The following is an 11,965-nucleotide window of genomic DNA, read 5'->3' on the forward strand; positions in this document are numbered from 1 at the left end:
GAAACACGACATGGCTGCGTAATTGAGCCATGTCGGTGTGCCTGGAAATGCTTTGATAATTTCGCTTTTACAACACTTCCTTTAAGAACATTCCTGTATATGATTCGCTTACCATGGCTACTTCTTCAGGAGTCCCCCATGCGACTACAGTTCCTCCGTCACGCCCCGGACCCGGACCAATATCGATGATGTGATCTGCCGTTTTAATGACATCCATGTTATGCTCGATGACTAACACGGTATGACCTAAATCCACCAAGCGATTGATACACTGTAACAATTTTTGAATATCTGCGACATGCAGCCCTGTCGTTGGTTCATCTAATATATAAATATTGCTTGCACCCTTTTTGATTTTTGATAGTTCAGCCGCAAGCTTCACACGCTGAGCTTCCCCTCCTGAAATGGTGGATGATGATTGCCCTAATCGCAAATAACCTAACCCTAATTCGCTCATAACCACTAATTTATGATGAATGTAAGGCACCGACTTAAAAAACTCGATTGCTTCATCAATCGAAAGCTGTAATACTTCTGAAATCGACTTTCCATTATACGTAATTTCCAGGATTTCTTCTTTATAACGGGAGCCTTGGCATGAGGGGCACGTGACTACGACATCGGGCATAAATTGTAGCTCTGTAGTTAACAATCCTATTCCATTACATTCATCACATCTTCCGCTTCCCGTTTGAGTAAAGCTAAAGTCAAATGGCGTAACCCCCGCCTCTTGTCCTTGGTCTGTCTCAGAGAAGAGCTGCCTGATACGATCAAAAATCCCCATGTATGTAGCCGGACTTGAGTTTACCGTTCGGCCGATCGGTAATTGATCGATATGTATGCAGTGATTCACATGCTGAATCCCTTCAATAGAATCATGTTCTCCCGGGATAATATGAGGATTTACAATAGAATGTAATTTTTTATATAAAATTTCATGGACCAACGTACTCTTACCCGAGCCTGATACACCGGTTACACACACAAACATTCCTAACGGAATTTCGACATTGATATTTTTTAAATTGTTATCCCTTGCCCCATTAATGCGTAGACTTGTTCCATTCCATGTTCGTCTGTTAGCGGGACGATCGATCCGCCGATGACCCGAAATAAATTGCCCTGTAATGGACTCGGCATGATGAGAAATCACCCCGGCATTTCCTTGTGCCACAATACGCCCACCATGAATGCCCGGTCCTGGGCCAATCTCAATAATATGGTCAGCTTCTTTGATCGTTTCCAAGTCATGTTCCACTACAATGATAGTATTGCCAATGTTTTTAAGACGTTTAAGCATTTTGATTATTTTAGAGTTATCTCTGGGATGCAGGCCGATACTTGGTTCATCCATAATATAGAGCATGCCAATGAGACCGATCCCGACCTGTGTTGCCAGGCGAATTCGTTGGCATTCTCCGCCAGATAAAGAATCCGACCGCCGGTTTAACGATAAATAACCTAAGCCAATGTCATTTAGCATTTCGATACGCTTGGCTATTTCTTCAAGAATGGATGATGCTACATCACGTTTCTCAACTGGGAGTTCTATTTGTCTAAAGATCTGTTGCAATTCCTCCAAGGGGAGCTCGCCTAATTCATGAATGGAAAGGTCTTTAAGCTTCACTAGCAAACGTTGTGGTTTGAGACAGGTTCCTAAGCAGTCTGGACAACGCTGCTGCACCATATGCTTTTTGAAAATCATTTCCTGTACAGAGCCGTTTACTTTGCTTCTCCGTGACTGAGCATACTGTTGATCCAATTGTGTCAGAATTCCAGGGAATGCAACATAATCCCCAGCATTGTTATGAGCAGTCTTCGCACCCGGAGGATGGAGTAATTGAAAGGATTCACCCTTTGTACCATAGAAAATAAGCTCCTTCGTTGCCCGGGGTAAATCCTTAAACGGAGTGTCCAAGCTAAAGCCAAAATGAACAGACATACTATATAACAGCATGTATTTGTATGGATGCTTCACGCTAAGTAATGTATTAGTAAGAGCGCCCTCGTTAATACTCTTCTTGTCATTATCTACTGCCAACACTTCTTCTGCTTTGAGATAGATCCCCATTCCTCCACAGCTAGGACAGCAGCTTGCGGGATCATTAGGCGAAAAATATTTAGGCTCCAGATCTCCAATCGTAATATGGTGTTCCGCACAGGCAAACCCTTCATAAAATAATTGCTTTTGTTTCTCGGGTAAAACTGATTGTTCTAACTCCAGCTTAATGAAGCCCTCACCGAGCTGAAGAGCCTCCTTGATTTTGGCGATTAGCTGCTTGTTGTAATCTTGCTTAGCATACACTCTATCTACTATGACTTCGATTTGGTATTCTTGCCCATCATGGAGCACTAGACCCACCAAACTACCTGTATCGTGGAGTTCACCCTCTATTTTGACCTTACGATATCCCTGCTTTCTTAATACATCGAATAAATACGAGTACTTCTCATTATAAATTTTGGATACCGGCGCTAATAGAGTAACTTCTGTTCCAGAAGGCAATGCTTGAATCCGTTCTGCAATTTGATTAGCGCTTCGAAGAGAGATTCGCTGCGTACAATGTGGACACTGGGCTACCCCCATCGTACTGTACAATAATCGTATATAATTCGAAAGGTCTGTCATCGTTCCCACTGTAGACCTTGGATTGAATTGGCCTTTCTTTTGTTCCATGGCAACAACAGGTGATAATCCATGGACATAATCTACTTTAGGTTTATTCACTTGAGACAAATACCGTTTGGCATGGGTGGATAAAGTATCTAAAAACAAGCGTTGCCCTTCCCCATAAATAACATTAAATGCAAGAGAAGATTTCCCCGAACCACTAACACCGGTGATTACCGTTAATTGATCTCTGGGAATCTCGACATCTATATTTTTAAGGTTGTTTTCTCTAGCCCCTTTTACCACAATATGATTGTTCATATTATTCCTCCTTGAACGAGAACATATGCTGGCTCATCTACTTCGACCCTGCTCCGGCTGGTTAAGCGAATAGAATGTGGAACTCTTGTAATCATGTTCAGGTCAGATAACCATTCACAGGCTTCGAGAAAATGCGGAATACTGACATCTGTACGTTTAAGCAATTGTTCATGAATATAGGATACGGGTTGGGGCATTCCTGTTTCCTGTAGAAACTGTAAGATGGGATGGAAAAATAGAGTATTATGCTTAACAAGAAATTCATAGATGGTCTCCATGACAGAGGTTACCTGGGCTTCATCCGGTAATGCCCGGATAAATCGAGTATATAGAACATCAAATAGTTCAGGTTCAAGCTCCTTCGCTTGAAGGACTACTTTTTGTAAAGGGACTTTACCGTTCATGATTACGACAAGATGAGCAATATTATCAATGAGGTCACCCATCTTATAGTAGCCGTATGAAAAATCCTTTAAAACCGTGAGTGTTTTTAGTGTTTTATAATAACCGGCAACCGCATTTATTCCATAAATAGCCAACTGTAAAGCTATGTCATTATCCCCCATCTCCTGGATGTCAGAAAAATAAGTCTCCATACTGGGGTCTGTAGTATACAAAAGCCTGCTTTGGTGAATTAAAGAGTGAAAATCATCGCCTTGTACAAGGCTTTGAAGCTTCTTCTTGAAATTCATTCTGGAGAAAACCAGCGCATTGATAATAATGCCATGTTCTAAAAAACTGCGAAAATCAAATGCAGTCTTCTCATCATTGACCACAAGTATCAAATCAATATCTGACCTCTTCCAAAGGGTACCGCTGACATAACTGCCATAAGCAATGGCTGCTACAATGGCTTTGTCCATCTTGAGTTTGGCAACGAACTGACCTAATGCAATATCGAAGTTCTTTTTTGAAGACAATTCTTTTATTGCTCTTCTATGCAATTCTGACTGGATTACTGGATAAGTTAGTTCTCTTGGCAACTCTTCCAAGAAACATATCTCGCCTATTTCACTTTCAGGCATTAAATCTCCTAGTTCTGTAACCTCAGAATAATATAACCCCCCGAAAGTTTCCTCACTATTGTCATTTGTAACAGAATAAATTAATAATGGAGCTATATTAAACGTAAGGGCTCCGGTTTCTTCATAAAGTTCACGACGAGCTGTCTCATGAATATCTTCATTTATTTCTCTTCTCCCACCTGGAATTTCCCAAGTATTCCGTTCTTTATGTTTTACATAGATGGATTTATTTTGGTACCTAGCGAAAATCACAGCATATTTCAACCGAGAATCATCTATTGTATTCAAATCATAAAACTTAACTTGCATACAGTAGCACCGCCTATAATATTTTTAGCTTCATCTACGACTCTATTTGATCGCTGCTCTGATCCAGTTACATATTCTGGTTAATCGACAAGCATGAAAACCATTATATTTTGTTGGGAACATTATGTAAATGATGTTAATCCCTTCAATCAACACAAAGTTAATATTTAGTTATTTAATAAGATAATAATGCTGAGCGTGTTACTTCTGTCCACAAAAAAAGCCCCCGACGCTAACGCGTCAGGGGCTACTTCATTTAGTAAAGGGTAATGTATTGATCTCTTTCCCATTGGTGTACTTGCGTACGGTAGATATCCCACTCGATTTCTTTCAGCTCGTAGAAGTGAGCCAGCGCATGCTCGCCGAGTGCTTCGGTGATCACTTGGCTGCGAATGAGTTCGCCCAATGCTTCTTTCAGGTCAGATGGCAAGCTAGGGATGCCTTCTTCAATGCGCTCTTCTTCGGACATCACATAGATGTTACGGTCGATTGGAGCTGGAAGCTCAAGCTGACGCTTGATGCCATCAAGGCCTGCCTTCAACATTACAGCAAGTGCAAGGTAAGGGTTAGCGGCAGGGTCCGGGTTACGAACCTCTACGCGTGTGCTGAGACCTCTCGAAGCCGGGATACGGATCATCGGGCTACGGTTACTTGCAGACCATGCCACGTAACAAGGAGCTTCATAACCAGGAACCAGACGTTTGTAAGAGTTCACTGTCGGGTTAGTGATTGCGGCAAAAGCACGTGCGTGCTTCAGGATACCTGCCATGTAATGACGTGCAGTTTTGCTGAGGCCCAGCGTATCGCTTTCGTCATAGAACATGTTCTCGTTGCCATTGAACAACGATTGGTGAGCGTGCATACCGGAACCGTTCATTCCGAACAGCGGCTTCGGCATAAAGGTAGCATGCAGACCATGTTGACGGGCAACAGTCTTAACTACCAGCTTGAAGGTTTGAATTTGGTCAGCCGCTTTGATCGCGTCTGCGTATTTGAAGTCAATCTCATGCTGGCCGGAAGCCACTTCGTGGTGGGAAGCTTCGATCTCAAAGCCCATTTCTTCCAGAGTCAATACGATTTCACGACGGCAGTTTTCGCCAAGGTCCATAGGTGCCAAGTCGAAGTATCCGCCATGGTCGTTAAGCTCCATTGTCGGGTTACCCTTTTCATCTGTCTTGAACAAGAAGAATTCCGGTTCTGGACCAACGTTCATGGAAGTGAAGCCAAGTTCTTCTGCTTCCTTCAGACAGCGTTTGAGGATACCACGTGGGTCACCTGCAAATGGAGTACCATCTGGCATGTAGACATCACAGATCAGACGCGCTACACGGCTATCAGTTACCCAAGGGAAGATTACCCAAGTGCTGAGGTCAGGATACAGATACATGTCAGACTCTTCGATACGTACATAACCTTCGATGGAAGAACCATCGAACATCATTTTATTGTCCAGTGCTTTTTCCAATTGGCTTACAGGAATCTCAACGTTTTTGATAGTACCCAGCAAATCGGTGAACTGAAGACGAATGAAACGAACATTTTCTTCTTTGGAAATACGCAGAATATCTTCTTTAGTAAAGCTCACAATAACCTCTCCTTTTCACGTATCTATATATTATTTATTGAAAAACCGGGATAACTCACCTTGAATGAGAGATACTTGTCCCGGTCTTTTTCCGGAAACGAGTTCTTGCTTCAACAAGCGGTGAAGCTGGGAATCGGACAACTCTCTTCGTTTAACCTCTGTATCAGGGGTGATCACCGTCGCCTCTTCGGATTCCTTGGATACAGGATTCATCACCTGTTTGATCCCGGCGATATTAACACCCTTCTCAATCAAAGCCTTGATCTCCAGCAAACGTTCTACATCGTTAAAAGAGAATAGACGCTGGTTACCGGAAGTACGCGCTGGTACGATCAGGCTGTGCTGCTCATAATAGCGAATCTGCCTTGCCGATAAATCGGTTAGCTTCATTACAATTCCTATAGGAAATAATGCCATATTTCTGCGGATTTCATCACCCATGACTCATCCAACCTTCCAATGATCTTTTTCTAATTATCATTGTACATTCCCTAATCCAGCGCGTCAATAGTATGTTAGATAAACTTACAACAATTCGCGATCCTTCATACCTTGGAGAGCCATCAATACGCCATATTTCACATGAGAGTAGGTCAAGCCACCTTGCATATAGCCAATATATGGCGCTCTGATCGGCGCATCGGCCGATAATTCCAGACTGCCGCCTTGAATGAACGTACCTGCCGCCATAATGACAGGATGTTCGTACCCCGGCATATCCCATGGCTCTGGAACCACATGGCTGTCTACAGCCGCAGCGCGCTGAATACCTTGAACAAAGGCAATCAGATGCTCCGGTCCGTCAAAAGCCACGGCCTGGATAAGATCTGTACGAGGTTCATTCCACGCAGGTTTTGTCTTGAAACCACAGCGGGCAAAGACAGAAGCTGCGAAAATACTACCTTTAACTGCTTGTCCCACCGTATGAGGCGCGAGGAACAGACCTTGATACAGGCCGCGAGTGGTTCCCAGCATCGCTCCCACCTCACCGCCGATGCCCGGCGCAGTCAGCCGGTATGCGGCTAGCTCCACGAGATGGCTGCGACCGCAAATATAGCCCCCAGTCTCGGCAATGCCGCCTCCAGGATTTTTAATAAGCGAACCGGCAATGAGGTCTGCACCGACCTGTGTCGGCTCCAGTTCCTCTGTGAATTCACCATAGCAATTGTCCACAAAAACAATGACATCCGGCTTCAGCTCCTTCACTTTTCGCACCATCTCTCCGATCTGAGACACCGTGAATGATGAGCGCCAGTCATAACCGCGTGAACGCTGAATGCCGATGACTTTGGTATTGTCATTGATGGACAGTGCCACCTTATCCCAGTCTACCCCGCCCTCAGGGGTCAATGCAACTTCACCGTAACCAATACCAAAGTCCGCAAGGGAACCTGTTCCGTCACCGGTTTTGCCGATAACCTTATGTAAGGTATCATATGGGGTTCCTGTGATATAGAGCAGCTCATCCCCCGGTCGCAACACACCAAATAGAGCCGTGGAAATGGTATGTGTACCAGAAGCAAAATGAGGGCGCACCAGCGCTGCCTCCGCACCGAATACATCCGCATAAACAAGATCCAGCACCTCACGGCCCCGGTCATTATAAGCATAGCCAGTAGAACCGGCAAAATGGTAATCACTAACTTGATGACGCTGAAACGCCTCAATGATTTTCCATTGGTTTTTGTCCACAATCCGTTCTAGGTTCTTTACTGCACTTTCGATCTCAAGCTCTGCGGCTTCTGCCGCCTGTAGAATATCCTCTGCAAATACTGCCATGTTTCTCTGCTCTCTCCTTACATTTACTTGCCATTAAAATAACAGGAAGCGACAGTTGCCTGACGCTTTCCTGAGCAATGCATAAATTCATTTTACTTCGGGTCCACAAAATCAGCCAGCATGTAACCCCATTTTTCATAATCTTCTTTATTCAGCCGAACCGTGTATAGTATATCATTCTCATCAAAATCCTGCTCCAACACCTCACCGACCCGGTACAGCACGGAGGTCAGATCTCCCCGTTCCCCAGGAATGCGGAAGGTCAGTGTATCTCCGGCCAGTTCATCGGCAATCACTTGCGTGATGTGGGCCAAATCCTCAGGGTTAAACGCACTGATCTTCAAATATCCATCACCCGACGGCAGCATTTCGAGCTGTCCCGGTTCACAAATATCGGATTTGTTGAACAGCACGATCTGCGGTTTGCCTGCTGCGCCAAGATCTTGCAAAATGCTTTGCACGACATCCATCTGCTCTTCCCGCATCGGTGAAGAAGCATCCACTACATGCAGCACCAGATTGGCTTCATTCACTTCCTCCAGCGTCGCTCGGAAAGAAGCAACGAGATCATGGGGCAGGTTCTGGATGAAACCAACTGTGTCAGTAAGCACTACATCCTTGCCACCAGGTAGTTGAAGAACCCGGGAAGTGGGATCAAGCGTGGCGAACAGCTGGTTTTCGATATAAACATCCGCGTCGGTGAGCTGCTTCAACAGCGTGGACTTTCCAGCGTTTGTATACCCCACCAATGCCACTTGCACGGCTCCGCTCTTCCGGCGGCGTTCACGGTGCAGCTCGCGTGTCTTGACAACCTCATCCAGCTGGCGTTTCAGTTCGGTAATCCGGTCGCGGATATGCCGACGGTCGGTCTCAAGCTTGCTTTCCCCCGGTCCTCTCGTCCCGATACCACCGCCCAGTCTCGACAGGTTTTTGCCATGCCCGGATAGACGGGGTAGCAAGTACGACAACTGAGCCAGCTCCACCTGGATAATCCCTTCTCGCGTCTTCGCCCGGCCAGCAAAAATATCCAGAATCAACTGGGTCCGGTCAATGATTTTGAGATCCAGTGCTTCCTCCAGATTGCGGACTTGAGCGCCCGACAACTCTTGGTCGAAGATAGCGGTGTTAGCCCCTAGGCCGTCTGCCGCCATACGCAGCTCCTCCACCTTACCTTTACCGATGAACCATCTGGGATCAGGAGTTTCCTTGTTCTGACGAAGCACATCCAGCACCTCGACTCCAGCTGTCTCCGCTAATTGAACCAGTTCCTGCAGGGATAGCTCTGGGTCAACGCCTGTGCGCTTGATTTTGTCCGTAACGAGACTGACCAGGATCGCCCGGTCTTGTACTTCCGTTGTTGTGTTATGTGTTACGATTGCCATGTATGCATACTCCTTATGCCCGTTTCGGTATTCCTGTCCGCTCACTCAGGCCCTACAGCTTAAAGTCCTCTGTTCGCAGTGTCATTAGCTCCTGCTTGCCGGGACTATTGTTCTCATACTGGTACAAGAGCCTTTCAGCCTAGCTGCGGACCGCTTTTTCGATTGCATTGCGCACATATCTCGCATTACTGAACGCATGAAGACTTTCCGTCTTCTCCAGCAGCAGATGCTGCTTTAGTTTGAGTATCGCCTGCGGCATCAAAATATAATCGCGTTCTTTAGCCATCAGCCCCGCGATTTCAAGCAGCTGATCGGTGGTATAGTCGGGAAACTCGACCTGAATCGGGAACCGGGAAGGAAGTCCTGGATTGCTCATCAGAAAATAATCGATCTCGCTGGAATATCCGGCTAAAATGAGGATAAATTGTCCACGTTGATCTTACATGGACTTAGCTATGGATTAGTTTTTATTATGTAATATTCATTTATCCTCTAATTCTTTTAGCGATTTGATTATACTCGTTGCATACATTTCTGTATAGCGCGCACCTTCTCCTTCTTTTTCATCTATTAATCTCTGCAGCGACTTTCATTTAGTGTTTATTTCTTTTATTTATTTATATATTTTTCCATTTCCTTCTCATGTCGTATTCACAGTGAGCATATTTACTGTTTATCCGTTCGTCATATTTACCCTGCTTATAAGCTACAAAGTACAGATTATCTCGAACAGTTTTAAAAAATTTTGACCAAAACAACCAAATAATAAATCGATTCATATATCTCTTAAAATTCACTATGTTTTCCTCACCCTTTCAATGAGCTTTATAATTGGCGAAAACAATACCTCTTTGGTTTAGATTTAGATTTCTTCCTAATAAAAAAAGCACAAGCTATTTCACTTGTACTCATTATATAATTATGTTTATATATGTATTTTATCTTTAATTTCATATCCTTTCGATTAGTGTTAAATTTCATAAGCTGAATTTCACCGCAGGCAATTCTAACTGTATTGTATGTCCTTGAAAGAGTCTGCGCTCCTATTTTTTTTATACATTTCGCTTACACACATATTAAATACCCCGAAAAAATCTTTCCCTGCATCATTAACAACATATGCTTCTCCATTCAAAAAGTCGGCCGGGTTGTCATTGTAAAGCATCCTCTCTACTTTATATATCTTCCCTACTGTTATGTTACCTCCCTTGTAAAGCTCTTTTATGATTTTGATGTATTCTGCCTCTTCCTCTGTTTTAGCAAGAGTTAAGTTGCTTATGTCATCGTAAGAATTTTGCATGTTAATATCTCCTTTTAATTATTCAACTTTTTACCTCTTTCACTTTACGAAACGAACGTTTTATTAATCAATTTCTTCGCCAATTTTTTGTTCCACATAGTCCAACACATCATTAGTTTTATCTCTTAGTTCCAGTAAATCACTATAGGTGTGTTCATCATTTGTAAGATCATCAAGAAGTTGTTTATAGATTTCTAAATTAATAGGAAACATAGCTTTTCACTTCCTTTGATTTATTTAATGAATCTCTGCTTTCAGTTTTGATAATGAAATCAATAATATCCACTGCCTTTTGAAAATCGTAGTTAACTACCTTATAGTCAAATTTCTTATTTCTAAATTTAATTCCATCTGTTGTTACTTTCGCGAGAATTTTATCAAAGTTATCTCCACGTTCTTGCATTCTTCTCAGTCTTGTTTTCTTATCTACTTTGATATAGATAGTTACAAATTCTATGTCCTCAATGTTTCTCTTTAAGTCCTCAATTCCATCGGGATCAACCGCATATATATCTGCTTCGTACATTTGCTCTTTTGTGTTAAAGTAATGATTGCCCTCAAATAGACTGTAGGCAACAATATCATTATTCTTTTTGAAGTTTTCATATTCTTTTATCGTTGTAAACATATGGCCCCACTCATCCTCAGAACATGGCTGTCGTGTCGTATATGGCTGTAATACATTGTATCCATAATCCTCTAACCTTTTAGCAATCTTTGTTTTACCTGCCCCGGAATAGGCCATTAACAGAAACACTTTTTTCATTTTTTCTTTTTCTCCCCCATCTTTAAAACCTTTACTTTGACATTGTGTTTCCGACCAAAATTTCTGGCCCTTTGTAAGTCCTCAATGAACAGGTCTAGTTTATAACCTTTAATAGCTCTCCCAGTATCTTCAACGATACGCTCGCCAACCCCATCTATATACAGAACGGTGCCATAAGGAAATAGATTTATATCTGCCGATACTGTACGTCCCTCTTTAGTCAATTTTCCACTTGAAGTTATGCCGTAGTCCTTATTCCCTTTCGTCTTGCCCGTAGACTCTTTCCCGTTCGTATAGGCAGATATTTCAAAGGACAACCACATTTCTTCATTTTTCATTCGTTTCTTTTCTGGTTTTACTTTAGTCTCTTTAACAAATTGCTGCTGTTTCAATATATTCTTTAAGGTACCTTGCTTATTATGTAATTCTTTTTTTAAAAACTCTTCTTTTATATCTGTATTCACATCTTGGTTAATAGCATATGTGTTCTTAATTTCTCTAATGATTTGCAAACTATCTGGCTGTTGAAAGCTTGGAGTTGGTTGCACGAATAATAGAGATAGAAGTAATCCTTCTAGCATCTGAGCCTCCTTATATTTAGATAATTCCACACTTCTATCGTGAGGTTTTTTATTTTATGTATAAGAGTTCAACCTTTAGTATATTCCTTTGTTTTATTGATACCGCCTGCTCATCATTTAATTTGCAAATGGGTTGCTACTGCACAGATTCTCTGTATTTGCACCACTAGTTTCAAAAGAGTTATCATTTGTTATTGCTACTAAAGATAATATGTATTTTATTAAAATAATTATATTTATTTTTATTTTAAAAAATATTACAACCTTTACTTCTACAACATCTATCACAGATAAAAAATTATAAAT

At 42.6% G+C, this 11,965-nt stretch carries 11 protein-coding genes and 1 pseudogene; all 12 read right to left on the reverse strand.

Annotated features, from left to right (window positions below; genetic code table 11):
• Nucleotides 1-67: 67 nt before the first annotated feature.
• Nucleotides 68-2,932 carry an excinuclease ABC subunit UvrA gene (uvrA, locus tag AC3Y23_RS24290; RefSeq protein WP_379203940.1) on the reverse strand — a complete coding sequence of 955 codons (2,865 nt, stop codon included), beginning with the start codon at nucleotides 2,930-2,932 and terminating at the stop codon, nucleotides 68-70.
• The gene (locus AC3Y23_RS24295; protein ID WP_379203942.1) at nucleotides 2,929-4,266 is read right to left on the reverse strand and encodes an NUDIX domain-containing protein; all 1,338 of its coding nucleotides are present in this window, start codon (nucleotides 4,264-4,266) and stop codon (nucleotides 2,929-2,931) included. Before AC3Y23_RS24295 ends, uvrA begins: the two co-directional genes overlap by 4 nt.
• Before the next feature lie 256 nt (nucleotides 4,267-4,522).
• Complete coding sequence (gene glnA / locus AC3Y23_RS24300; RefSeq protein WP_379203944.1) at nucleotides 4,523-5,851, reverse strand: type I glutamate--ammonia ligase; 1,329 nt, start codon at nucleotides 5,849-5,851, stop codon at nucleotides 4,523-4,525.
• A gap of 30 nt (nucleotides 5,852-5,881) precedes the next feature.
• Complete coding sequence (locus AC3Y23_RS24305; RefSeq protein ID WP_066361713.1) at nucleotides 5,882-6,292, reverse strand: MerR family transcriptional regulator; 411 nt, start codon at nucleotides 6,290-6,292, stop codon at nucleotides 5,882-5,884.
• Nucleotides 6,293-6,376: 84 nt separating this feature from the next.
• Entirely contained in the window at nucleotides 6,377-7,630 is a 1,254-nt protein-coding gene (locus AC3Y23_RS24310; protein ID WP_379203947.1) for a methionine gamma-lyase family protein, read from the reverse strand.
• A gap of 92 nt (nucleotides 7,631-7,722) precedes the next feature.
• Complete coding sequence (gene hflX / locus AC3Y23_RS24315; RefSeq protein WP_379203949.1) at nucleotides 7,723-9,012, reverse strand: GTPase HflX; 1,290 nt, start codon at nucleotides 9,010-9,012, stop codon at nucleotides 7,723-7,725.
• Nucleotides 9,013-9,064: 52 nt separating this feature from the next.
• Nucleotides 9,065-9,451: pseudogene (locus AC3Y23_RS24320) on the reverse strand (AAA family ATPase); the annotation flags it as partial.
• A 567-nt stretch (nucleotides 9,452-10,018) separates the two neighbouring features.
• Nucleotides 10,019-10,312, reverse strand: coding sequence for a hypothetical protein (locus AC3Y23_RS24325; RefSeq protein WP_379203951.1), 294 nt, complete (start codon nucleotides 10,310-10,312; stop codon nucleotides 10,019-10,021).
• Nucleotides 10,313-10,375: 63 nt separating this feature from the next.
• Complete coding sequence (locus AC3Y23_RS24330; protein WP_379203953.1) at nucleotides 10,376-10,525, reverse strand: hypothetical protein; 150 nt, start codon at nucleotides 10,523-10,525, stop codon at nucleotides 10,376-10,378.
• Nucleotides 10,512-11,078: an AAA family ATPase gene (locus AC3Y23_RS24335; protein ID WP_379203955.1), complete on the reverse strand. Its 567-nt coding sequence runs from the start codon at nucleotides 11,076-11,078 to the stop codon at nucleotides 10,512-10,514. Before AC3Y23_RS24335 ends, AC3Y23_RS24330 begins: the two co-directional genes overlap by 14 nt.
• Nucleotides 11,075-11,659, reverse strand: a complete 585-nt coding sequence (locus tag AC3Y23_RS24340; RefSeq protein ID WP_379203957.1) for a 3D domain-containing protein — start codon at nucleotides 11,657-11,659, stop codon at nucleotides 11,075-11,077. Before AC3Y23_RS24340 ends, AC3Y23_RS24335 begins: the two co-directional genes overlap by 4 nt.
• Nucleotides 11,660-11,776: 117 nt before the next feature.
• On the reverse strand, nucleotides 11,777-11,965 hold a 189-nt coding region (locus AC3Y23_RS24345; protein ID WP_379203959.1), incomplete at its 5' end, for a hypothetical protein.

This window comes from Paenibacillus sp. MAHUQ-45 (assembly GCF_058133325.1).

What these genes read in the sequence shown, in the direction of transcription:
- AC3Y23_RS24340 (WP_379203957.1), bottom strand. Translation starts at nt 11,659, where the DNA reads ATGCTAGAAGGATTACTTCTATCTCTATTATTCGTGCAACCAACTCCA.
- AC3Y23_RS24305 (WP_066361713.1), bottom strand. Translation starts at nt 6,292, where the DNA reads ATGGGTGATGAAATCCGCAGAAATATGGCATTATTTCCTATAGGAATT.
- AC3Y23_RS24295 (WP_379203942.1), bottom strand. Translation starts at nt 4,266, where the DNA reads ATGCAAGTTAAGTTTTATGATTTGAATACAATAGATGATTCTCGGTTG.
- AC3Y23_RS24330 (WP_379203953.1), bottom strand. Translation starts at nt 10,525, where the DNA reads ATGTTTCCTATTAATTTAGAAATCTATAAACAACTTCTTGATGATCTT.
- uvrA (WP_379203940.1), bottom strand. Translation starts at nt 2,932, where the DNA reads ATGAACAATCATATTGTGGTAAAAGGGGCTAGAGAAAACAACCTTAAA.
- AC3Y23_RS24310 (WP_379203947.1), bottom strand. Translation starts at nt 7,630, where the DNA reads ATGGCAGTATTTGCAGAGGATATTCTACAGGCGGCAGAAGCCGCAGAG.
- hflX (WP_379203949.1), bottom strand. Translation starts at nt 9,012, where the DNA reads ATGGCAATCGTAACACATAACACAACAACGGAAGTACAAGACCGGGCG.
- AC3Y23_RS24335 (WP_379203955.1), bottom strand. Translation starts at nt 11,078, where the DNA reads ATGAAAAAAGTGTTTCTGTTAATGGCCTATTCCGGGGCAGGTAAAACA.
- AC3Y23_RS24325 (WP_379203951.1), bottom strand. Translation starts at nt 10,312, where the DNA reads ATGCAAAATTCTTACGATGACATAAGCAACTTAACTCTTGCTAAAACA.